Here is a 23,292-nt window from a genome sequence, read left to right as displayed (position 1 = left end):
TATTTTTTATTCCTTTTTATATTTTTCATGGTATTCGCCATTACCTTCATCAAAGGTTAGTGTTAGAATATCTCCGGAAATTTTATATTTTGCAACTGTTACGTCCGATCTTCCCTCAGTTCCATAGTCCAGTTGAACTTTTCTATCAAATAGATAGGACCACGTACCAGAATCATGAATTCCTTCTATACAATCACCACTTGCGTTATCCGTGGTATGATATTGATAATCAAACACGTTTCCGTCTTTAAAGCGCACAATATTCTTGCTTTCACACTCATCGGCTGGTTCTTCACCTTCGTTATCAACATATGTAGTTAGGAACCATGTGCCTAGTAAATCACCATCACCACCGGAGTCATCTTGTTTACAAGAGGTGAAAGTACAGCCTATGGCTAAAATTAATAAAAGTATTGGTTTTTTCATTTTTATCTGATTTGGTGAACTATTGAAACGTTCTTGCATTTTAGAAAGTACATGAAAAGACATGTTTTAGAGCAAATGCAGCTTTTAAGGGTGAAGTTTATAGTTCAATAAATGCTTTATGCGATATTTTAATAGCCGCCAAAGATAGTTCTTTCTATTTGATGCTAAAAAATAGAAATAAGGGTTCCCAGTTCGTATATCTCCAGGAATGATTGTGTAGTTGAATTTGTTTTGCCAAGCAACGTAGTTGAAACTTAGTTGGTCACGAAGGCTTTGAGTAGAAACAAAACCCCACCAATCTTCCATAAGCTTTATAACCTGTGGGTCATTGTGTTTTCTAATGAGAACACCTCCACAGATAAGTCCATTTTCCGGGGGATAATTTTGGTCTTTAAAAAATTGAATCTGTTGCTCCATGACTTTAGGATTGTCTTTGTAAACTCCTCGTCGTTTACCTAATTCAAGTATAGCTTCATATTCTTGATAAACACAGTTTCTTATATCATCACTTTGATTATGGTCAAAAAGAGCCATTTGAAAACCATCCAATTTTTCTAATAGTTCTATTATATTTCCAACAATTAAAAAGTTGCTATCAATATAAATACTAACGTCGTAATCACTAAAATAAAGATGTGGTAATAACTTTGGGTGGCGAGACCTTAAACGTTCTTTGTCCTTTATGTCATCTTTTACCAGAATTGGTTTCCACGGTTTACAGACTTTTTTAGGGTCATCCGTAAAAGCAAAAAAGTCTACACCTTCAATGCTTTTTTGCGGAACAAAGCCGAAGTCGGGTCCGAGGGCTATAGTATAAATGACAAGCTTACGCATGTATATTTTTAGATTATTTAGATCACAATTATTTACTAAGTATAATAAGAAGTGCTGTTAATTGCCAGTAAGCCCATGTTCCATAATAGGAATCGGGTATTAGATACTTGCCTGGAGTGTTTCTTTTTCTATTTCGCCTTTAGGGTTTGTTTCTTCTTTAAGTACTTTGCTGAATATAAATGCTCCAATCTCTTTAATAGGTCCATAAAGTACGGATTCCTTCATCGTTTCATCTTTTACAACATCTGCGGAATCGTTTATACGCTCAAAGAAGATAAGTAGTGCGCCTAAAATTACAGCAACTTTAAGGGCGCCAAAAATACCACCTGCAAGTTTATTGAGTAAGCCAAGCATTGCAAAATTGGCAATTTTAGTTAAAAACCGTCCTGCTAGTTGTACAGCAAGAACAATGACAACAAACGTTATAACAAAGGCAGCAATATTAATATACCGTTCGTTCCATTCCATGTTTTCTGAAAGGTAATCGCCAGCGTAATATGAAAAATGAATAGCCCCATAAATTCCAGCAATTAAAGCAACAATGGAAGCAAGCTCTACGAAAAGTCCGTTTTTTAAACCTTTCCAAAGTCCGTATAAAAGAAGTAATCCTAAAATAATATCTAAGAAGCTCATGGTAAATGTGTTTACGCAAAAGTAGTATTTTGATTTGTACCTTTGCGACTTATATCCATTCAACGGATAAATGCAAAAGGATTAATGGCAAGAGACGAAGAGTTAAAAGAAAGATGGAATGTGTTAGTGGAGAAATTATCTGCCCAATTTGCAGATGGAGATACTTTAGAGCTTGACGCAATTATATATTTGGTAGGGATTCAGGAATTGGGTCAGTATCATAAAAAGTACAAAAAGGACGATAAACTAGACTTAATGCACATTGCAATTTGTCGTTTACTGGAACCTTATGGTTATTATGAGTTTGAGTTTTTTGATGAAGAAGGTTGGCCCCATTATATTACTAAGGAAGAATTACCTGCATTGAAGGCAGGTGAGCAATCCGTTTTAATGAAAGAAGCTATTGTAGGCTACTTCGTAGAACGGGAATATATCTAATTTTTTCAAAAGTCAATTTTGGAACTTGTACCCATTCAAAATGAAAAACAAACTTCCATATTATGCAGTAATCTTCACCTCTCTACTTACGGAGGAAGATAAAGGCTATGCGGAAATGGCCAACCAAATGGAAAACTTGGCCAAATCACAGCCCGGTTATCTGGGTATTGAGAGTGCTCGCGAGCAAGTGGGTATTACTGTAAGCTATTGGAAAAGCATGGAGTCTATAGCCAATTGGAAGGCGAATACAGATCATCTTTTTGCGCAGCAAAAGGGAGTTAAGGATTGGTATTCATGGTATAAGGTGCGCATTTGTGCTGTAGAGCGGGAGTATGATTTTGTAAAATGAAAAGAATTGGCTCATTTGGTAGAAGGCACCCAAAGAAGCTAATTTTATTAGCGGTTTTACTAATTGCATATTATTTCTGCCTCCCTAAGAATTTATTCAAATCCCCAACAGCAACTGTAGTAGAAAGTAAGCAAGGCTCTTTATTGGGAGCAATGATTGCGGATGACGGACAGTGGCGGTTTTCTGAAGTGGATAGTGTTCCGTCTAAGTTTAAGGCTTGTATTCTTCAATTTGAGGATGCCCATTTTTATCAGCATCCTGGTTTCAACCCAATTGCAATAGTCAAGGCTATAAAGGCCAATATATCTGCAGGTAGAACGGTTAGGGGTGGTAGTACCCTCACGCAACAGGTAATCAGACTAGCTAGAAATGGGAAAAGTCGTTCTTATTTTGAGAAATTTATTGAATTGATATGGGCTACCCGGCTAGAATTAAATCGATCTAAAGAAGATATTCTTAAACTTTATGCCAGTCATGCTCCTTTTGGAGGAAATGTAGTTGGTATTGACGTTGCTTCGTGGCGTTATTTTGGGTTGCGCCCACATCAATTATCTTGGGCGGAATCTGCTACATTGGCGGTCTTGCCAAATGCACCAAGTCTTATTTATCCCGGTAAGAACCAGATTAAACTTCTGGATAAACGAAATCGTCTGTTAAAAAAGCTTTTTGAAAAGCAGGTTATTGACCAAACAACTTATGAGCTCTCGTTATTAGAAGAGCTTCCGCAGAAACCCTATCCTCTGCCCAAAACAGCTTCGCATTTAGTGCAATACTTGGCGAAAAAGAATAAGGCCGAACGCATTAAGACTACGGTAGATGAAAATTTACAACGCAATGTAAATGCCATAGTGCAAAAACATTATCAAAACCTAAAACAGAATCAAGTTCACAATGCTGCTGTTTTGGTGCTAGATGTAAATACGCGTGAGGTGTTATCTTATGTAGGAAATACAGCTACAACAAAAGAACATCAGAAAGATGTGGACATGGTTCAAGCCAATAGAAGTACGGGAAGCATCATTAAACCCCTGCTTTATACGGCAATGTTAGATGCAGGTGAATTATTGCCAGATATGTTAGTGCCCGATGTCCCGACTCAAATTGCAGGATACGCGCCGGAAAATTTCAACGAAAGTTATAGCGGTGCCGTAGAGGCAAAAAAAGCTTTGGCGCGTTCATTAAATATTCCTGCGATTCGTTTGTTGCAACAATACGAACTAGAAAAATTCCGTGACCAATTGAATTTTTTTGAATTAGGTGGAATTAATAAACCGGCTGATCATTATGGTCTTACTCTAATTTTGGGTGGTGCAGAAAGTAACTTATGGGATCTTTGTAAAACCTATGCGAACTTAGCTTCTACTTTGAATCATTTTAATACAAGTTCTAGTGAATATTTTAAGAATGAGTTCACGGATTTGATTTTAAAAACAGACCAGACGGTCGATTTTGGAAAATTATCGACTGAAAAAACTGTTTTTGATGCAGGTAGCATTTACCTCACATTCCAGGCTATGAAGGAGGTAAACAGACCAGAAGGCGATGAATCTTGGCAGTTCTTCGATAGCAGTAAAGAGATTGCTTGGAAAACTGGAACTAGTTTTGGGAATAAAGATGCATGGGCTATTGGAGTAACTACAGACCATGTAGTCGGTATTTGGGTTGGGAACGCAGATGGGGAGGGAAGACCAAATGTAACAGGAGTATCGTCTGCTGCACCGCTATTATTTGATGTTTTTGATGTGCTTCCAAGGAGTAAATGGTTTCAAAAACCATTGGATGAGTTTACGGATATAGAAGTGTGTTCTCAAAGTGGATATCTGGCCACAGATATTTGTCCCACCAAGACAATATCTATTCCTAATAAACAAAATTATGTTTCTGAATGTAAATATCATCAGATGGTTTATTTAGATCAAGCGAAACAATTTAGGGTTAATTCTTCTTGTGCCGAATTGGCTTCGGCGGTGTCTGAATCTTGGTTTGTCCTACCTCCTTTAATGCAATTTTATTATCGAACTAAACACCCATCATATAAAGTACTACCACCCTTTCAAAAAGGATGTAGTAACAATAGTGCGTCCCCTATGGATTTTATATATCCTAAAAACGGAAGTAGCATTACATTAACAAAAGGTTTTAATGGTAAAACAAATGAGCTCATCTTAAAATTAGCTCATACCAAACCCGAGACGGAAGTTTATTGGTACATAGACGAAACATTTGTAGGCCAGACTAAGAACTTTCATGAAATGGCAGTGCTTCCCTCAAAAGGGAAACATAGGATAATGGTTTTGGATGCGTATGGCAATGAGATTGTTGTATCAATATCGATTCAATAAAATTTGCTCCTTTCCTCTGTGAATTATTGCGTATATTTATTTATATTTGCTGTGCTACACTATGCTACTTTGTGTGGAATTCTAGCTTTAAACAATTATCATATGAAATATATAATATCGTTAGACCAAGGTACTACTAGTTCTCGTGCACTGCTTGTTGACCAAGATGGACAAATACAGGGCATGGTTCAAAAGGAGTTTAAACAAATTTTCCCTAAATCTGGTTGGGTAGAACATGACCCAAAAGAGATTCTTGAATCTCAAATAGGAGTTTTAAACGAATTGCTGAAAAAAGAGAAGGTTGATGTTAATGATATTCAAGCTATAGGGATTACCAACCAAAGGGAAACCACTATGGTCTGGGACAAAACTACCGGTGAGCCAGTCTACAATGCTATTGTTTGGCAAGATAAACGTACGGCAGATATCTGTGAACACTTAAAAAAGAGCGGTTTGTCCGAGCACGTTGGACAAACTACCGGACTAGTGATTGATTCTTATTTTTCTGGAACCAAGGTAAAGTGGATTTTAGATAATGTGGAAGGTGCACGTGCCAAGGCTGAAAATGGTGATTTGCTAATGGGTACTGTAGATACCTGGTTGGTATGGAACATGACCAATGGTGCAAACCATGTTACTGATTATACCAATGCATCGCGTACCATGATTTATGATATCGTAAACCTAAAATGGGACGATAGGATGCTGAAAGCATTGGGCATACCAAAATTAATGTTGCCAGAGGTTAAACCATCTGCGCACCACTTTGGCGATTACGTAATAGACGGAAAGAAAATACCTATTGCGGGTATAGCAGGAGATCAACAAGCAGCACTTTTTGGTCAAGGTTGTTTTAAAAAGGGAACAGCAAAGAATACGTACGGTACAGGTTGTTTTATGTTGATGAATACAGGCGAAAAACCTCAGTTTTCCAAAAATGGACTCCTTACCACCATTGCTTACGGATTGGATGGAAAAGTGAACTATGCACTTGAAGGAAGCATATTTATTGCAGGCGCAGCTATTCAGTGGCTTCGTGATGGATTGGAATTGATTACAGACGCAAAGGAAACCGAGGCTTTGGCAGATTCTGTTGAAGGTGAAAACCCGGTTTATGTGGTTCCCGCTTTTGCAGGTTTGGGAGCACCTTATTGGGATATGTATGCCAGAGGTGCGGTATTTGGATTGACAAGAGATACGGGTAAAGCACATTTGGCGAAGGCTACTTTAGAGTCATTGGCTTACCAGACGAAAGATATTTTAAAAGCAATGGAAGATGATTCTGGAATTCAGTTGAAAAACCTTCGTGTAGATGGTGGCGCTTGCGCTAATAATCATTTAATGCAGTTTCAGGCAGATATCTTAGATTCTGAGGTACACCGCCCAGAAGTAATAGAGTCTACAGCTATGGGTGCTGCGTTTTTGGCAGGTATTCAAGTGGGGTTATGGAAACAAGAAGATGTTGATCAAAATAGACCAATGAACAGAATCTTTAAGCCTACCTTTGACCGCGTAAAACGAAAACGTCTGTACAAAAAATGGAAACAGGCCGTTGAGCGTACCAAAGGATGGGATGATAAATAAGCGATAGTAAAAAACTGTACATAGAAATACATAATAAGCTATGAAAAACATAAGGTTCTCTAATTTAGACAGAGCAAAAACAATACAGGAGTTAACTAACGACACCTATGATTTAGTTGTCATTGGTGGAGGTATTACAGGTGGTGGAATTGCACTTGATGCGGCTTCTAGGGGGCTAAAGGTTGCTTTAGTTGAAAAAGGCGATTTTGCATCCGGTACTAGTAGTAAGTCTACTAAGTTAATTCACGGTGGATTACGATATTTAAAGCAGTTCGATTTTTGGTTGGTAAAAGAGGTAGGTTCTGAGCGGGCAATTGTCCATAAACTAGCACCACATTTGGTATTGCCAGAAAAAATGTTGCTACCACTTATAGAAAATGGATCTTATGGAAAATGGTTAACTTCCATTGGATTGAAGGTCTATGATATCTTGGCTCAGGTAACTGGTGAGGATAAGCGTAAGATGTTAGAGAAGAAGGAGGCAATGAAACTAGAGCCCTTACTTCCTAAGAAAATAGTAAAAGGTGCCGGTTATTATGCGGAGTACCGTACGGATGATGCGCGTTTGACTATAGAGAATATAAAGTCTAGTTTATTGTTTGGGGCTCAGGCCTTGAATTATGCGTCTGTAGAGGATTTTATTTACGTAGATGACCAAGTAGCTGGGGTAAAGGTAAAAGATGGCGTGAGCGGTGCTACTTTCAGTATTAAGTCTAAATATGTTATTAGTGCAGCTGGCCCATGGGTAGATGAGCTTAGAAGTACCAATAATTCCAAAAAAGGAAAGCAGTTGCACCTAACCAAAGGTGTACATTTAGTATTCCCAAAGAAAAAATTACCAATAAAACAATCGGTATATTTTGATGTTCCGGATGGTAGGATGATGTTTGCCATTCCACGTGGTAAGGTAACATACGTAGGTACTACAGATACCAATTTTAATAAGGATAAAGATAATGTCCGTACAGATTTGGCCGATGCAATCTATTTGATTTCTGCGGTAAACAATATGTTTCCGAGTATAAACCTGGAAATGGAAGATATTGTTTCTTCATGGGCAGGTTTACGCCCTTTAATTCACGAAGAAGGAAAATCTGCTTCAGAATTATCTAGGAAGGATGAGATTTTCACTTCGGATACAGGTCTAATCAGTATTGCTGGAGGAAAGCTTACGGGTTATCGTAAAATGGCTGAGCGTGTGGTAGATCGCATAGCCAAGAAAATGCATGAAGAAGATGGTACTGAATTAAAGGAATGCTTTACCGAAAAGATATTCTTATGTGGTAATGTTGATTTCAAGAAATTTAAACACGTAGAAAAATACATTACTGAAATTTATGGCCGTATTAAGCCAGAAGGTTTTACCAAACATGATGCATGGTTCTTGGTAACCAATTATGGAAAGCAGACAGAAATGATACTAGAGAACTATGCCGGTATTAAGGATAGTGATAAGTATGTCCGTATGGCTAAAGCTGAGCTTCGTTTTGGTATTGATTATGAAATGGTGCAAAACCCAATGGATTTCTTCATTAGAAGAACCGGTAGGTTGTATTTTGATATTGATAGTGTTCGCCTTTTAATGGAACCTATTCTAGAGGAATTCAAATCTATCTATGCTGTTGAGGATGCACAGATTTCCGAATGGCGTGAAACTTTACTTGGTGAATTAGATGAGCATTCTAATTTTTCCTTAGATAGAGTATAAGGTTTACAATAGATTTTAAGAAATTATGTTGAGTGAGAAGTCGGTCCGTTTTCCAAAGAAACGGGCCGGTTTCATTTTAATACCATTTGGTTTAAAAATTAATCAAGCTTGTCTGTCAGTGCTTTAAACACCTTTTTGGCGCTTTTATCTTCGTAAAGAACAGCATATACAGCATCTATGATAGGTACTTTTACCTTCTTCTTAAACTTAGATTTAATCTCATATGCACTTTTGGCGGCGTAATAACCTTCGGCTACCATCCGCATTTCCATTTGGGCACTTTTTACGGTATACCCCTTTCCTATCATATTCCCGAACATACGGTTACGACTAAAAGTGGAATAACCTGTAACTAATAAATCTCCTAGATAAGCAGACTCATTAATGTTTCGGTCTATTTTATGTATGCGTTTAGTATAACGTTTCATCTCTCGGATGGCGTTGCTCATAAGTACGCTCTGAAAATTATCGCCATAACCTAAACCATGTGCTATACCCGCTGCAATAGCGTAAATATTTTTAAGCATTGCCGCATACTCAGTTCCAATAATATCCTTGGTAACTTTAGTCTTAATGTAGTCGCTACTTAAGTTTTTAGCTAGATACTCAGCCTTCTCCGTATCGGCGCATGCAATGGTCAAATAAGATAAACGCTCTAAGGCAACTTCTTCCGCATGACACGGACCGGTAATGACGCCTATGTTTTCAAAAGGAATACCGTACTTTTCATGAAAATGTTTCCCAACGATTAATCCTGTTTCCGGTACAATTCCTTTTATAGCGGAAAACACGATTTTATCTTTTAAAGAACAAGTTATTTTCTTCAGTTCCCCCTCAACAAAAGCAGAAGGAATAGCAAATATTAAAATGTCCGAATTATCAACGGCTTTGTTAATGTCGTCTGTCAACTCCAATTGGTCCGTGTCAAAAGTTACCGAAGTAAGGTAGTTAGGGTTATGCTTTTGAATGTTAATGAAGCCTACCGCATCTGAATTCCGCATGTACCAACCTACTTTTTCCTGGTTCACACAAAGCATTTTTACGATGGCTGTAGCCCAGCTTCCGCCGCCTAATACTGTAAATTTTTGGTTCATAGCACTATAATAAATGACTTAGTTACTGTTAATTGGTGGGTTATGGGTATTGGTATTGGGCTTTCACTCAATACAAAATTAGGTAATTTAAAAATTGAAACCTTAAGTACTGGTTAATAGTGTGTTATCAATAATGGCATGGTGCTTGTTTTATGTAGTAAGAATCTCAGTACTAAGATTATGAAGACAAAACTACTTTTATTAACCGTTTTTATAGCCACTTTAATGACCTCATGTTATACAGAGGTTATTGTAGAAGATGAATTTATAGATGAGCCAATTTACAATACCAGTCAGGTGTTGCAATCGTATGACCTTTGGTACGTAGATATAAATGCTACTAGAGGCAATGGCGAAGTTCCTTTTTTACAACGCGCATTTACCATTTCTTTTAACCGAGGTACATTATACGCTAACAATAATATAGTAGGTATAGGTAAGACCGGAAACGGTTTTGGGATAGATGTAGGATATTATGATACGGTGCGTGGTGCTGTAGAAATTGACCATGATATAGATGGACAATGGTTTTTAGATGTATTTGCGGTAAACGGAAATACTATAGAACTATATGATGCCCGTTCAGATACTTCATATTATTTAAAAGGATATCAAACAGGAAATTTTGATTATGATATGTTGTTCTATGACAACATCAATTATTTTTTACAAGAATACCATGCTTGGGAAAAAACATATACAAGTCTAGAAGGAGCCTTAAACGAGTTTGATAATGAGAACTTTTTACAGTTCAATCCTACCTTCTTTAGGTCGTCTATTGACCCAGTTGGAACACCCTTGGTAAACCTTCAATGGGATTTTGAAGGAGATTACTCGGTGTACGACATAGAAGCCGATGAAACGCTTAAAACTTTAACACTGGCCTACCGTTCATCGAGCAATGATTACTTTGAATTGTACGTTATTAATGAGAGCACAATTGAGCTTTATCACCCGAGTAGTAAAACGGTATATGAGTTTAGGGGAAAAGGATATCAAGAGTACTTAAAAGCCGGAAAAGGCACCGTAGAAAAAAAGAGAAAAAAGACTTCTAATCCCATAATGAAGGTGAAAAGAAGTAGAGATATATAAACGTTTTTTGGTTGGTTATTTAGTTAGAAATCGCCCTTAGCTGCAATGCTTAGGGCGGTTTTTTTATTTAATTATATTTTTCAATGGCCGTGTTCATTATGAACTCCTCATTAAATACTTATAGATTTTAATAATTTTTGATATTAACTTATTGATAATTAAGGATTTCGGTTTGTAATTTGTTCAATTGCATTTAGCCGCTAAGTCTATGGCTTATAGGGTATTTTGGTGTATTTTTGCCCGCTTAAAATCTTGATGTTGTGAAGAAGTATTTGAATTTGTTCGATTTCAAACAGAAAGTAGATTACAAAAATGAAATTTTAGCGGGATTAACAGTCGCAATGACAATGATTCCAGAATCATTGATGTTCGCAATTCTGGCAGGATTTTCACCATTAGTAGGTTTGTATGGAGCTTTTATTATGGGGCTGGTTACAGCAATATTTGGCGGTAGACCAGGGCTAATTTCTGGTGGAGCTGGTGCAACCGTGGTTGTACTAATGGCATTAATGAATTCTCACGGTTTAGAATATGTTTTTGGAGCAGTTGCTTTGGCAGGTGTTTTTCAATTGATTGTAGGCTTTTTAAAGCTGGGTAAATTTATTCGTTTAGTTCCTCAACCCGTTATGTTCGGGTTTGTTAATGGTTTGGCCATTATTATTTTTATGGCTCAAATGGACCAATTTAAAGTTGGGCAAGGAGATGCTGCGGTTTGGCTTACTGGTACTGCAATGTACACTATGGTGGGCTTGGTATTGTTTACCATTGCAATAATTGTTTTTGTTCCCAAAATAACCAAAGCAGTCCCAGCTTCATTAATAGGGATTATTGTGGTATTTGTAGTAGTGTATTTTTTAAACATAGATACCAAACAAGTAGTAGATATCATTAATCAAGATACTTTACCAGGAGAAGAACTTAAGTCGCTTAGTGGATCTTTACCTTCTTTTCATATACCAACTATTCCTTTTACATTAGAAGCCTTTAAAATTATTTTGCCTTACGGATTAATAATGGCAGCAGTTGGTCTTACTGAAGGATTGCTTACTTTGAACTTGGTAGACGAGATTACTGGTACAAAAGGAAGTAGTAACAGAGAGTGCTTGGCACAAGGAGGAGCAAATATCTTGAATGGTTTTTTTGGAGGAATGGGGGGCTGTCCAATGATTGCACAAACTTTAGTTAACCTATCAGCTGGTTCAAGAGCAAGATTGTCCGGAATAATTGCTGCATTAACTATACTAGTTATCATATTATTTGGAGCACCGGTAATAGAACTTGTTCCTATAGCCGCATTGGTTGGAGTTATGGTAATGGTTGCAGTTGGTACATTTGAATGGGCAAGTTTTAAGGCTTTGAGAAGAATGCCTAAACCAGATATTTTTGTAATGATATTGGTTACTTTAATTACTGTAGTTCTACATAATTTAGCGTTAGCTGTATTGATAGGCGTAATAATTTCTGCATTGGTATTTGCTTGGGAAAGTGCGAAGAGAATTAGAGCTCGGAAATACGTAGATGAAAGCGGAGTTAAGCATTATGAAATTTATGGGCCTTTATTCTTTGGCTCTGTAACTGCTTTTAATGAAAAGTTTGATGTGGCAAATGACCCAGACGAAGTAATAATAGATTTTGCAGAAAGTAAAGTTTCAGATATGTCGGCAATTGAAGCCTTAAATAGGTTAACCGAGAGATATGCCAACCAAGGCAAGAAAGTTCAATTAAGACACTTAAGTAAAGATTGTATTAATCTTTTAGGTAATGCGGAAGATATTATTGATGTTAATGTTCTAGAAGACCCTACTTACAAGGTAGTAGCTGACAGGGCAAATGCTTAGAGATTAAAATAACTGATAATTGGGAGGTGGTCGCTGACTTTTAACCACTTTTCAATTTCTCCGATTTCAATTTTATCTAGATTTTCCCTTAATGTATTACTTGCGAAAATGTAATCGATGTGATATTTTTTATCTCGATTCCGTTGAAGAAAAAAAGTGGGATGGGTTTCTTCTCCTTGTAATTCTTTATGAAAGTGATGGTAAAGGCTTTCAATTCCAAGTTCTTTAAGTTCATCAACAACATTGGAGTGATTCCACCATCTATCCCATTTGTCCCAAATTTTGTTGCTGTTGAAATCACCAAGTATAAGAAGGCTATTTTTTAGTTGTGATTTGTTAATTTGAAGATATTTCCAAAGTTGTCCTATATAACCAAAAGTCGGAGAGTTATTATGATGCGCCCAAACAGCTAAAAGGTCAAAATCTTTATTGACTTTACAAGCCAGAAAGTATTTTACATTATGGTCTCTATATTGGTTAGTCCAATTTAAAAGAGTTAAATCAATACTGTCTTTGGCAAATACCCCTATACCTTTGTTTTTGTTATCTCCAGTCCAAAGATAATTTTGAGCCCATTCAGAATATTCCTTATGCTTTGTCCTAGCAGGATCTTCACATTCTTGGACTACATAAATATCAGCGGAAAGCTCAGAAAGATTTTCAAACTTGTTTCTGAGCGCGCCGTTACAATTCCATGTTATAATCTTCAAGATTTTATTATTTCAATTTCGGACAAATTACTCACCGCCATATAGCTTATAAACTTCAGTACCGGCACTTAAATATGCGCCTGTTCCGTATACCTCTGTTTTATCTGGCCAAGCTTTTCCTGGTGCGGCTCCTATAGGTTGCACATAGCCTAACATACCATCTTTGGTAACGTGGCTTGCCATGGCGTTCCAGCCCTTTTTTACAGCGGGTTCATAGATTTCCTTATCCAAGATACCGTTGTTAACGCCCCAAGCCAGTCCATACACGTAAAAAGATGAACCGCTTGTTTCAGGTGTAGGATAAAATTCTTGACCTAATAGACTCATAGCCCAATGACCTTCAGGAGTTTGAATTTCAATTAGTTTTTCTGCCATCTTTTTATAGATATCCAAGAAGTACGCATACTCTTCACTTTTAGGGTCAAGCTCGTTCATGATGTTAACAAGCCCAGCAAATACCCAACCGTTACCTCTAGACCAAAAAACTTTTGTGCCATTATCTAGTTTATCAAAATAGCGTTCATCACGATAGTAGAGGTTTTCCTCTTTATCAAAAAGAAAATCGGTAGATGCCTTAAATTCAGACATCATGAAATCTAAGTATTTTTTTTCGCCTGTAACCTTGTACAATTTAGCTAAGACAGGAGGAGCCATGAAAAGGGCATCGCACCAATTCCATCTGTCTTGATGATAGGGTGTGTCCCAATTTAATGCGCTTTGCGAAGGGTGGAACATTAAAAAATTGAATTGCTCTTTGGTAGGTGCAATCATTTTTTCATCCTTATACTTCCGGAATAACTCAACATACATTTGACCAACAGCATGATCGTCTGCGTGATATTTTCGCTTGTGCAATTGCCACTCGTTTTCTTCACCTATATTTTTTAACCATTCATAATAGGTATCATCATCTGCCATGCTGGCCCATTTTGCCATGCCTACATAGAGTGCGGCATTTGTCCAATCTAATGGGTGGTGTGGTTTTTTGCGGTCGCTGTACAAGCCGTCAAAATTAGCAATTTGCCAATCGGCAACCTGTTGCATGGATTCCTTTACTTTCTTAGGTTTTATTTTTTGAGAAAAAGACGTGCCCGTACACGAAAAAATGATAATTACGATAAAAAAACGATGTAGTAGTTTCAATTTATTTTGGTTTAAGTGGATTGAGAGCTACTAATATATTGAAAAAAAATATGCCGTTACCCTAAATTAATAGGATAACGGCATACTAGTATTAAAATAATGCTATTAAAGCGTACGCAGGTACTCTGCAACAGCTCTTGTGTCCTCGTCAGAAAGATTCTGATTCAACATAATGGCATTGTTGTATTCTTTTAGAAGTGCTTTTGCAATTGGATCTTCTTGCAACATTTTATCAGGATTTGCAATCATGTTCATCACCCATGTTGGATTTCTTCTTTCATAAACACCTTTTAATGCAGGGCCAATTAAACGTTTATCTACCATATGGCAAGCTGTACAAACTGCTTTGAATTTTGCTTCACCGGCAGCAGCCATTTCAGCATTAATATCAGCATCAAAAGAAATGTCTTTGTATTTACCTACACCTTGGTTATCCATATCAACAGGTACACCTTCAGATTTGGCTTCCACTGCTTTAGTTTCGGTTTTAGTTCTGTTCATTTCAAAACCACCTTTTTTCTCTTCTTTTTTTTCTTCACCACAGCTGGCAAGTAGGGCACCAAGTGCCAATACGCTAAGTAATTTTTTCATCTTATGCTTTGTTTCAATATTCGAGTTGGCTTGAGGGCCATTTATTAACGATGCTAATATAATGATTCACTAAATTTAAACCATGTCTTGCACAAATTTAATTGCTGTTTTTTCTGAGTAATAGATGTTAGAAGGGGCTATAAAGCCTACATGTCCTCCAAATTCGGGAACCTTCAAATAAAGATTTGGGTTTTTTTCAGCTTCGGTATATGGGTAACATTCTTCGCCCAAAAAAGAATCGTTCTTAGCATTGATTATTAAAGAGGGTATTTTAATACCAGGTAAGAATTGCCGGCAGCTACATTTCTCGTAATAATCTATGGCATTTTCAAAACCGTGTGCTCGGCTCGTATAAATGTCGTCAAAATCTTTTAAGGTTTTAACGCTAGAGATATCACTCAATGATATACTATCAGGAAACATTTTTTGTTTAGGGTATAATTTTTCAACCAGATGTTTTTTAAAACGTTTGGCATAGAGGTAATTTTTTGCGGACATTAATTCCTTTAATGAACTATGAAGATTGCAAGGTACCGAAACACCTATAACGGCTTTTACTTCTGCAGGTAGCACGCGTTCTTCTCCAGCATATTTCATAGCCATATTACCACCTAAACTAACCCCTTTTATATAGATTTCAGTATACTTTTTTTGTTTTAAAATAGATTGCACAACAGCATCTAAATCTTCCGTTGCACCGGAATGGTACGAACGAAAAAGACGATTGGTTTCTCCACTGCATCCTCTAAAATTAACGGCACAGGCATCAATTCCAGATTTATTAAAAGCTTTTGCGCTTCCAGTTATGTAAGGACGTTGAGCATTGCCCTCCAGGCCATGCAGTAGTATGACCACTTTCTCTGATTTTTTTTTTGAATAACTCCAATCTAGGTCAATGAAATCACCGTCCGCTAACTCTAAACGTTCTCGCTGTTGCTCCAACCCTTCTATTCGCCTAAAAAGACCAGAATAAACGGTAGATAGATGTCCGTTTTTGAATATAAAAGTAGGGTTGTAATCTGAAGCTAGAACAGGCATGTAATATGAATTGTTTAGAAGCTGTGTAATTTAAATTGGCTGTTTATACGATGGGAAATGAATGACATTTTAGCATAATCTCGCATGTGAAACTTTATTGTAAATTTAGCCATGTCAAAAATAACACGAAATTGTGAGCATTTAGATGCGGTCACAGAAGTAAAAGAGGCAAAAGCACACAAGTGTACCGAATGTGTAAAAATAGGTGGCAATTGGTTGCACTTGCGTACGTGTCAAACCTGTGGTGAAACGCTTTGTTGTGACAGCTCTCCCAACCGGCATGCAAGTAAACACGCACAATCAAGCGGTCACCCTGTAATAAGTAGTGCAGAACCGGGTGAACGATGGCTTTGGTGTTATGAAGATGAACAAATTGCTAATTACTAAATTATGAACGACCCTAGATTTCCGGAATTACCACAAAGCCATATAAATACGTTAAAGGAATATGGTGAGATAGAATCTTTTCCTGAAGAAACCGTAGTTTTTGAACTGGGCCAACTTAGATATGATTTTTTCGTTGTCCTAGAGGGGGGAATTGCCATAATCAACCCTAATAATGATAAAAAGGTAGTTGTTACTCATGGTAAAAATGAGTTTTCGGGAGATAGTGGTATGTTATCTGATCGTGGAGCACAATTTAGGGCTATTGCCAAAGCAGGTTCTAAGCTTATACGGGTTAGCCCTACAAAACTAAAAGAAGCCATTGCTCAACATAGTAATTTAAGCGATATACTTCTGAATGCTTTTTTGCAACGTCAAGATGCAATTTTGAACGAATTTGTAGGCGGTATTAAGTTGGTGGGTTCAGGTAATTCTAAGGAAGCCTATGCTATTCGTGATTTTATGGATAAAAACTACATCTGGTATAATTTCTTGGATGTAGATAAGAGTAGTGAGGCCAATGACTTGCTCAAAGGTTTTGACCTTTCTAATAAAGATTTGCCTCTTATGATTTGTAACGGAGGTCAGCTACATATGAAACCTTCTTTGGATGAGGTTGCTCGTTTTTCAGGAGTGTTGATGGATTTTGAAGACAAGGTCTTTGATTTACTGGTTATTGGAGCAGGGCCATCTGGTTTAGCGGCCAGTGTATATGCAGCTTCAGAAGGATTGAGTGTTGTGACTATAGATAGTAACTCGCCTGGTGGCCAGGCAGGAAAGAGTTCTAAAATTGAAAATTACTTGGGTTTCCCTACGGGGATTTCTGGAAGAGATCTTGCTAACAGAGCCTATGTACAAGCTCAAAAGTTTGGGTGTAATATATCCATTCCACATAGGGCTGAAAAAATTGAACATACCGGAACTCATTTTGTGCTTTCCGCTACTAACGGAAAAGTAATCAAGGCAAAGTCTTTAATGGCCGCTACAGGGGCCAATTACCGCCAATTGCCTATTGATAATATCAATAAATATGAGGGTAGTGGCGTATATTATTCCGCTACGGGAATGAACGCCTCGGCTTGCAAAAGCGAGTTGGTAGGCGTTGTGGGTGGAGGAAACTCTGCAGGGCAAGCCGCATTATTTTTGGCAGATTACGCTAAAGAGGTACATGTTGTGCTTAGAGGGGGTGATTTGGGTTCTAAAATGAGCGACTACCTTGTGCAACGTATAGTGGCAGCGCCAAATATTCATGTGCAATTAAATTCTGAGGTAACCGAATTGCATGGGGACCATCATTTAGAATCCCTTGTTCTAGAAAATAGTGACGGTGAAAAAACAGAAATGAATATTACGAACCTATTTACTTTTATTGGTGCCAAACCTTGTACTGAATGGTTAGTAGGTATTGTTGCTACAGATGAAAAAGGTTTTGTTTGTACTGGCCCGGGCATTGATGAAGAAGAACTGTATATGTGTGATATTTATACCAAAAGGAAACCGCAATCTTTAGAAACTAGCATACCTGGCTTTTTTGCTGTGGGCGATGTACGTAAAGGTTCTGTAAAACGGGTTGCTTCTGCCGTGGGTGAAGGTTCTATGGCTGTTAGTCAAGTACATCAGTTCTTAGGAGAATTAAAGGCTATAGAAACGTCTTTAGAAGCTTAAAGACTAAAAAAAATGAAACGTGATTATTAGCTTAAAAAAACATAAAGCTAATAATCACGTTCCTCTTCTTCTAAATATTTTTTATTTTGGATATTTCTCTAAAAGCATGATTTGATCTTGAACGGCGGATTTAAATTCCGTTTTCAAATCCGAAATTAGGTCAGCTACGGGAAGGGTGTTTTCAATCAATGCAGAGCCTTGGCCTGCAGACCAGATAGTTTTCCATGCCTTTGCCTCGGTATCAAGCTCTTTTCCAAAGTCTACCTTAGTGTCTTTTTTCAGGTCTTCTTCAGTTATTCCTGCTGCTTTTAAACTAGCTCCCAAGAAATTGGCATGAACGCCAGAAATGGAAGCGGTATAAACCACATCATTTGCACCGGCATCAATAATCATCTTCTTGTATTCGGTTGATGCTTTGCTTTCATCGGTATTAATAAATCGGGTACCCATATAAGCTAAGTCAGCTCCCATTTGCAATGCCGATGCAATATCGCGACCGGTACTGATACATCCTGAAAGAATAATAGTCTTGTGAAAGAATTTCTTTATTTCCGCAACCAAAGTCATAGGATTAATAGTTCCCGCATGGCCGCCTGCGCCAGCTGCAACTAGAATTAATCCGTCTACTCCGGCTTCTTGAGCTTTTTCCGCATGACGTTTTTTGATGATATCGTGAAATACAAGTCCGCCGTAACTGTGAATAGCATCTACAACCATAGAAACTGCACCCAAAGAAGTAATAACAAGGGGTACTTTATGTTTTATGCAGAGCTTTACATCTGCTTCAAGTCTTGGGTTGGTAGGGTGAACAATGAGATTTACACCAAAAGGAGCCGCTTTTTTACCAGTCTCTTTTTCAAATGCATCAAGTTCTGTTTTTATTTCTATAAGCCATTCTTCAAAACCTTCGCTAGTACGTTGGTTCAATGCCGGAAAGGTTCCTACAATTCCATTTTTACAACATTCAACAACCAGTTTAGGCCCTGATATCAAAAACATAGGGGCGGCAATTACAGGTAGTGCCAATTCGTTTATAAAAGAAGGTTTTGCGCTCATATCATTAGTTTTAGAAACAATTAAAAATAGCTTTAAATTTTTAGGTTAGAAATTCCTCTCTTGTTCAAAACTATGCTATTTTTGTTATTCTTATGCATGCATAATAAATTAATTCATAAAATATGTACTTAAAAGACTTTGAAATACGCTGGAGCGATGTAGATGCGAATCGCCATTTGGCCAATTCTGCTTATTTGAACTTTATGAGCCACGTGCGAATGACTTATCTAACCGAAATAGGCTTTAGTCATAAAACGTTGTTGGAAAAGGAGATAGGTCCTGTGGTTTTTTATGAGCATATGTACTATTTCAAAGAAGCTTTTCCAGGAAAACCCGTGAAGGTTTCTATGGAAATTATGGGAATGAGCGAAGATGCGCAGTTCTTTGAATTTCATCATAATTTCTATGATTACAAGGGAAGAAATTTTGCCCATTGTGAAATGATGGGAGCATGGATAGATTTAAAAACTAGAAAGCTAACTGGTTTAACAGATGATTTGTTAGAAAAGTTCAGCACTGTTGAAAAAGCAGAAGGTTTTAGAGTACTTACCAAGGAAGATACCAGAAAGTTTGCTAGGACCCCAAAGGATTTGGTTTAGGTTTTTTACTGGCCAAATACACTCCTAAAAATACCAAACAGCCAGCTATTATTTTAAGTGTGGTTAGTTTGTCTTGCCCAGTGGCAACGGCAAAAAGGATGCCTATTAATGGCTGAATATATACAAAGGCGCTTAATGTAGATGCTTTGAGCTGGGTTAGAGCAAAAATATTAAACAAGTAAGTACAAAATGTAGTTCCTAAGACTACAAATACAATTTTCCATAAAGCTTCAAAAGGCAGGTTGGGCCAGTCTATGGCAATAAATTCGTGGTACCCGAACGGCAGGCAAATGAATATACCCATAGTAAACAACCACTTCATAAAAGTAAACGGATGGTATTTAGCTATTAGAGTTTTCGCCCCAATTAGGTAAGAGCCGTAAAATACAGAGTTCATTAGGATAAGAAAATTTCCCAAAGGAATATTAGGAGCGTCTTGTCTTGTTTCCGTTCCGAAAAAAATGAGGCCGAGTGCACCTAAAAGGCCAACAAGAATACCCACTATTTTTTTGGGAATTATTTTTTCTTTTATCAAAACTGCAGAAAGCAATACAACAATTATAGGTGTTGTCGTAATCAAGACAGCACTGTTAATTGGGGTAGAGAGAGAAAGACCTTTAAAGAAAACTAGCATGTTCAGGCCCATGCCCAATAGTGCGCAAATGAACATTCTTGGGTAATCTTTTTTTTCTATTTTTTCTTTTGGTCCAAAAAATGAAATAGCCCAAAATAATATGGATGCGCCAATAACCCTTAACATAATAAACCCAAAAGGCTGTACATAACCAGGCATTACACCTTTGGCTATGGTATGGTTTAAGGCGTAAATAATAGTTGCACCTACAGCGGCTAATATGGCGAGTGTGCGTTTATTCAATTGTGCAATACTTCTTTTGCCGCTTCAACTACTTTTTTGCTGTTGCCCACAAAAATTTGGTCATCTACTATTATAACCGGTCGTTTAAGAAAAGTATAATGCTCTAGAATCAAATCTTTCAATTCTGCTTCTGACGGTTGTTTCTCCTTAAGTCCCATTTCTTTGTATAGACGGGCTCTTTTGCTGAAAAGGGCCTCATAGCTTCCAGCAAGTTTCTGCATTTGTTCTACCTGTTCGGTAGTCATAGCTTCGGTTTTAATATCTTGAAGAACAACACCGTCTAAAGGCTGGAGTTCTTTAAGGATACGTTTGCAAGTGTCGCAGGTGCTGAGGTGGTAGATTTTTTTCATCTTTCTTAACATAATTTCACTTTACAAAGAAACCCAATTCAGTTCAATTGTACTATTTTTAACCCCCACTTTAAAACGAGAATGCTTTGAAAAAACTTTTTGATGTTACGTTACAGAATAGAAAACGTTTATATAAAATATTGACCGAAACTCCCAAGGAGCAATTACTTGAAATTCCAGCGGGCTTTAATAATAATATTTGGTGGAATATTGCTCATACGGTAATTACTACACAGGTATTGGTGTATAAGTTTAGCCATCTTAAAATGCGTGTTTCGGATGAACTTGTTCAAAAGTTCATGAAAGGAACAACGCCTGATGGAACAGCCACGGATGAAGAAATAATGATAATTGCAGACTTCTTGATTTCTACTTTAGAATGGATGGTAGAGGACTATGAAGCCGGTCTTTTTCAAGAATATAAGGAGTACACTACCAGTGCAGGAGTAACTTTAAGTTCAACAGACGATGCCCTTGCTTTTAACGCATACCACGAAGGGTTGCATTCAGGCGCCATCACTGCTTTACTTAAAGTAGTTGGAAAATAAAGATTACGATTTGCTGTTGACCAAGTAAGGTTTGAGGTCGGTAAAAGGCAGCGTTAAAACTATTGGGCCATCGGCATATGAAGCAACCTCATATGGGTTGTAGAGTAGTTTTATACCCTCCTCTGTAAACCCTATGTTTTCGGGGAGGTAAAACATATCACTTTCAAACATAAACCCGGTACTGTTAATTGGACCTTCTAGAGGTATTTGCTCTTGATTTCTGAATTTTTGCTCAGCGAATTGTTCAAAATCTTTTCGGTCTTTAAAAATTTCCCAGTTTTCTAATTCTTTCGCTTTGTTCTTATCAAAGTTCAAGAAGTGCTGAGAGCTATATCCATGTGCACCTCCGGTAAAAATATAGGAGTTAATCTCAACGGAGATGAAATCTGCGTTTTCATAAGAAACTTTGCCTTCTATTTTGGCTTCCCAGCTTGTAGCTTCTTCTGGATATAGTTTTTTGAGTTCCCAATAGCCGTTACTAAAGGATTGAACGGCGTCTTTAATAGAAGTAGCTTCTAATTCATCATCATAATTAAGCGTTTCTATGATTTCCTCTTCAATGGCAGTATTAATACTTTCTGCAATCTTTGAGTTCTCAAGAGCCTTGGGTATATTAATTTCTACATTGGGACATTCAGAACAACGGGTCTCATCAAGACTTAATGTCTCAAAGGTTAGTTTGTTCTCTTTTTGACATCCAACAAGGACTAAAAGCAAAATGATATAGGTAACTTGGGTTCTCATATAGGTAGTTCATTGGGGTGAAGCAAACGATAATGGGTTATCCAATATCAAATATAACGATAGATTTACACGAATAATTATAAAAAATGAGCGAAAAAACGTTAAAATTTAATAGTAAGGCAATTCATGGAGGTCAGAAACCGGATGCAGCTTATGGCGCGGTGATGCCTCCTATTTATCAAACGTCTACCTATGCGCAGACTACACCGGGTGGTCATAAGGGTTATGCGTATTCAAGAAGTGCTAATCCAACGAGATCGGCTTTGGAAAATTCTTTGGCTAGTATTGAAAATGGCACGTATGGTTTAGCCTTTGCTAGTGGCATTGCTGCTATGGATGCGGTAATTAAATTGCTCAGTCCTGGTGATGAAGTTGTTTCCACTAATGACCTGTACGGAGGTACTTATAGATTGTTCAAAAAGATATTTGAGAAATTTGGGATTAAATTCAATTTCGTAGACATGCAAAATGCCGCAACGATTGAATCTGCCATTAATGAGAATACCAAACTCATTTGGGTAGAAACGCCTACAAACCCAATGATGAATATCATAGATATTAAGGCGGTTGCTCAGCTGGCCAAAAAACATAAAGTGTTAATGGCGGTAGATAATACATTTGCAACGCCCTACTTACAGACTCCGTTAGATTTGGGTGCTGATATCGTTATGCATTCTGCTACTAAATATTTAGGCGGACATAGTGATGTGGTTGCGGGAGCATTAATTGTGAAAGATAAAAAACTTGCGGACGAGCTTTATTTTATTCAAAATGCAAGCGGTGCCATTTGTGGACCTATGGATAGTTTTTTGGTGTTACGGGGTATAAAAACACTACATGTGCGCATGCAACGCCATTGTGAGAACGGAGAAGCTATAGCTAACTATTTAGTGAATCACCCTAAGGTTGAAAGCGTATACTGGCCTGGTTTTAAAAGTCATCCAAACCATGATATTGCCAAAAGCCAAATGAGTGGTTTTGGAGGTATGATTTCTTTTGTAACCAAAGGAGGTAGTTATGAAGACGCTATTAAGATTGTGGAGAAATTAGAGGTATTTACTTTGGCCGAGTCATTAGGGGGAGTTGAAAGTTTAGCAGGACATCCGGCTAGTATGTCTCACGGTAGTATTCCTAAGGCAGAGAGAGAAAAAAGCGGAGTGGTAGATGCATTGATACGTTTGAGTGTTGGTATTGAAGATATTGAAGATCTCATCTCTGATCTAAAACAGGCAATTGATTAAATTTTAGC

The 23,292-nt window shown here is 37.5% G+C and carries 24 protein-coding genes; 12 read left to right on the top strand and 12 right to left on the bottom strand.

All coding sequences use genetic code 11. The features are described 5' to 3' along the window. Nucleotides 1–6 precede the first annotated feature (6 nt). The 3 genes from HW347_RS02435 to HW347_RS02425 all read right to left on the bottom strand — a co-directional run bounded on the left by HW347_RS02435 (nt 7) and on the right by HW347_RS02425 (nt 1,893). On the bottom strand, nt 7–426 hold the full coding sequence (locus tag HW347_RS02435; RefSeq protein WP_214610359.1) for a lipocalin-like domain-containing protein: 420 nt from the start codon (nt 424–426) through the stop codon (nt 7–9). An 84-nt stretch (nt 427–510) separates the two neighbouring features. After that, complete coding sequence (locus tag HW347_RS02430; protein ID WP_214610358.1) at nt 511–1,260, bottom strand: glycosyltransferase domain-containing protein; 750 nt, start codon at nt 1,258–1,260, stop codon at nt 511–513. 99 nt (nt 1,261–1,359) lie between these two features. Then, nucleotides 1,360–1,893, bottom strand: a complete 534-nt coding sequence (locus HW347_RS02425) for a CvpA family protein (protein ID WP_214610357.1) — start codon at nt 1,891–1,893, stop codon at nt 1,360–1,362. A gap of 84 nt (nt 1,894–1,977) precedes the next feature. Here HW347_RS02425 and HW347_RS02420 point away from each other — a divergent pair, with 84 nt between their 5' ends. From HW347_RS02420 to HW347_RS02400, 5 genes are all read left to right on the top strand, one after another. Then, entirely contained in the window at nt 1,978–2,331 is a 354-nt protein-coding gene (locus HW347_RS02420; RefSeq protein WP_155597820.1) for a hypothetical protein, read from the top strand. 40 nt (nt 2,332–2,371) lie between these two features. Beyond that, complete coding sequence (locus HW347_RS02415) at nt 2,372–2,680, top strand: antibiotic biosynthesis monooxygenase family protein (protein WP_214610356.1); 309 nt, start codon at nt 2,372–2,374, stop codon at nt 2,678–2,680. After that, on the top strand, nt 2,677–5,022 hold the full coding sequence (gene pbpC, locus HW347_RS02410) for a penicillin-binding protein 1C (RefSeq protein ID WP_214610355.1): 2,346 nt from the start codon (nt 2,677–2,679) through the stop codon (nt 5,020–5,022). The genes HW347_RS02415 and pbpC overlap by 4 nt, the downstream gene beginning before the upstream one ends. Nucleotides 5,023–5,124: 102 nt before the next feature. Further along, nucleotides 5,125–6,606 carry a glycerol kinase GlpK gene (gene glpK, locus HW347_RS02405; RefSeq protein WP_214610354.1) on the top strand — a complete coding sequence of 494 codons (1,482 nt, stop codon included), beginning with the start codon at nt 5,125–5,127 and terminating at the stop codon, nt 6,604–6,606. A gap of 40 nt (nt 6,607–6,646) precedes the next feature. Next, nucleotides 6,647–8,314: a glycerol-3-phosphate dehydrogenase/oxidase gene (locus HW347_RS02400; protein ID WP_214610353.1), complete on the top strand. Its 1,668-nt coding sequence runs from the start codon at nt 6,647–6,649 to the stop codon at nt 8,312–8,314. Between the two features lie 98 nt (nt 8,315–8,412). Here HW347_RS02400 and HW347_RS02395 read toward each other — a convergent pair whose 3' ends face one another. Continuing rightward, nucleotides 8,413–9,408 carry an NAD(P)H-dependent glycerol-3-phosphate dehydrogenase gene (locus tag HW347_RS02395; protein WP_214610352.1) on the bottom strand — a complete coding sequence of 332 codons (996 nt, stop codon included), beginning with the start codon at nt 9,406–9,408 and terminating at the stop codon, nt 8,413–8,415. Between the two features lie 180 nt (nt 9,409–9,588). On the opposite strand from HW347_RS02395, the gene HW347_RS02390 reads away from it, so the two are divergent. Both HW347_RS02390 and HW347_RS02385 read left to right on the top strand, forming a co-directional pair. Next, on the top strand, nt 9,589–10,500 hold the full coding sequence (locus HW347_RS02390; RefSeq protein ID WP_214610351.1) for a nicotinic acid mononucleotide adenyltransferase: 912 nt from the start codon (nt 9,589–9,591) through the stop codon (nt 10,498–10,500). A 260-nt stretch (nt 10,501–10,760) separates the two neighbouring features. Then, nucleotides 10,761–12,338 carry a SulP family inorganic anion transporter gene (locus HW347_RS02385; protein WP_214610350.1) on the top strand — a complete coding sequence of 526 codons (1,578 nt, stop codon included), beginning with the start codon at nt 10,761–10,763 and terminating at the stop codon, nt 12,336–12,338. On the opposite strand, the gene HW347_RS02380 is transcribed toward HW347_RS02385, so the two are convergent. The 4 genes from HW347_RS02380 to HW347_RS02365 form a co-directional block, all read right to left on the bottom strand. Then, nucleotides 12,335–13,048 (bottom strand): endonuclease/exonuclease/phosphatase family protein, encoded by a 714-nt coding sequence (locus HW347_RS02380; RefSeq protein WP_214610349.1) that lies wholly within the window; start codon nt 13,046–13,048, stop codon nt 12,335–12,337. The genes HW347_RS02385 and HW347_RS02380 overlap by 4 nt on opposite strands. Nucleotides 13,049–13,075: 27 nt before the next feature. Further along, nucleotides 13,076–14,191 carry a glycoside hydrolase family 88/105 protein gene (locus tag HW347_RS02375; RefSeq protein WP_214610348.1) on the bottom strand — a complete coding sequence of 372 codons (1,116 nt, stop codon included), beginning with the start codon at nt 14,189–14,191 and terminating at the stop codon, nt 13,076–13,078. A 105-nt stretch (nt 14,192–14,296) separates the two neighbouring features. Further along, complete coding sequence (locus HW347_RS02370) at nt 14,297–14,782, bottom strand: c-type cytochrome (RefSeq protein ID WP_214610347.1); 486 nt, start codon at nt 14,780–14,782, stop codon at nt 14,297–14,299. Nucleotides 14,783–14,857: 75 nt separating this feature from the next. Next, nucleotides 14,858–15,820, bottom strand: coding sequence for a YheT family hydrolase (locus HW347_RS02365; RefSeq protein ID WP_214610346.1), 963 nt, complete (start codon nt 15,818–15,820; stop codon nt 14,858–14,860). A 111-nt stretch (nt 15,821–15,931) separates the two neighbouring features. On the opposite strand from HW347_RS02365, the gene HW347_RS02360 reads away from it, so the two are divergent. Both HW347_RS02360 and HW347_RS02355 read left to right on the top strand, forming a co-directional pair. Next, on the top strand, nt 15,932–16,207 hold the full coding sequence (locus HW347_RS02360; RefSeq protein WP_214610345.1) for a UBP-type zinc finger domain-containing protein: 276 nt from the start codon (nt 15,932–15,934) through the stop codon (nt 16,205–16,207). A 3-nt stretch (nt 16,208–16,210) separates the two neighbouring features. Next, nucleotides 16,211–17,869 (top strand): FAD-dependent oxidoreductase, encoded by a 1,659-nt coding sequence (locus tag HW347_RS02355; protein ID WP_214610344.1) that lies wholly within the window; start codon nt 16,211–16,213, stop codon nt 17,867–17,869. An 81-nt stretch (nt 17,870–17,950) separates the two neighbouring features. On the opposite strand, the gene HW347_RS02350 is transcribed toward HW347_RS02355, so the two are convergent. Next, the gene (locus tag HW347_RS02350) at nt 17,951–18,925 is read right to left on the bottom strand and encodes an NAD(P)H-dependent flavin oxidoreductase (protein ID WP_214610343.1); all 975 of its coding nucleotides are present in this window, start codon (nt 18,923–18,925) and stop codon (nt 17,951–17,953) included. A 122-nt stretch (nt 18,926–19,047) separates the two neighbouring features. Here HW347_RS02350 and HW347_RS02345 point away from each other — a divergent pair, with 122 nt between their 5' ends. Further along, nucleotides 19,048–19,524 (top strand): acyl-CoA thioesterase, encoded by a 477-nt coding sequence (locus tag HW347_RS02345; RefSeq protein ID WP_194533358.1) that lies wholly within the window; start codon nt 19,048–19,050, stop codon nt 19,522–19,524. On the opposite strand, the gene HW347_RS02340 is transcribed toward HW347_RS02345, so the two are convergent. Together HW347_RS02340 and HW347_RS02335 are read right to left on the bottom strand one after the other, a co-directional pair. Then, entirely contained in the window at nt 19,499–20,401 is a 903-nt protein-coding gene (locus tag HW347_RS02340) for a DMT family transporter (protein ID WP_214610342.1), read from the bottom strand. The genes HW347_RS02345 and HW347_RS02340 overlap by 26 nt on opposite strands. After that, nucleotides 20,398–20,751: an arsenate reductase family protein gene (locus HW347_RS02335; protein WP_214610341.1), complete on the bottom strand. Its 354-nt coding sequence runs from the start codon at nt 20,749–20,751 to the stop codon at nt 20,398–20,400. Before HW347_RS02335 ends, HW347_RS02340 begins: the two co-directional genes overlap by 4 nt. Nucleotides 20,752–20,837: 86 nt before the next feature. Between HW347_RS02335 and HW347_RS02330 the strand changes: the two genes are divergently transcribed. After that, nucleotides 20,838–21,299, top strand: coding sequence for a DinB family protein (locus HW347_RS02330; protein ID WP_214610340.1), 462 nt, complete (start codon nt 20,838–20,840; stop codon nt 21,297–21,299). A 3-nt stretch (nt 21,300–21,302) separates the two neighbouring features. Here the strand turns inward: HW347_RS02330 and HW347_RS02325 are convergent, their stop codons facing one another. Further along, the gene (locus HW347_RS02325; RefSeq protein WP_214610339.1) at nt 21,303–22,043 is read right to left on the bottom strand and encodes a DUF3298 and DUF4163 domain-containing protein; all 741 of its coding nucleotides are present in this window, start codon (nt 22,041–22,043) and stop codon (nt 21,303–21,305) included. A gap of 86 nt (nt 22,044–22,129) precedes the next feature. Here HW347_RS02325 and HW347_RS02320 point away from each other — a divergent pair, with 86 nt between their 5' ends. Continuing rightward, nucleotides 22,130–23,284, top strand: a complete 1,155-nt coding sequence (locus tag HW347_RS02320; RefSeq protein ID WP_214610338.1) for a cystathionine gamma-synthase — start codon at nt 22,130–22,132, stop codon at nt 23,282–23,284. The last annotated feature ends 8 nt before the right edge of the window (nt 23,285–23,292 follow it).

The sequence above is a fragment of the Zobellia barbeyronii genome (assembly GCF_018603515.1).
In the GTDB taxonomy this organism is placed as follows: domain Bacteria; phylum Bacteroidota; class Bacteroidia; order Flavobacteriales; family Flavobacteriaceae; genus Zobellia; species Zobellia barbeyronii.
This window is presented reverse-complemented; position numbering and strand designations above follow the sequence as displayed.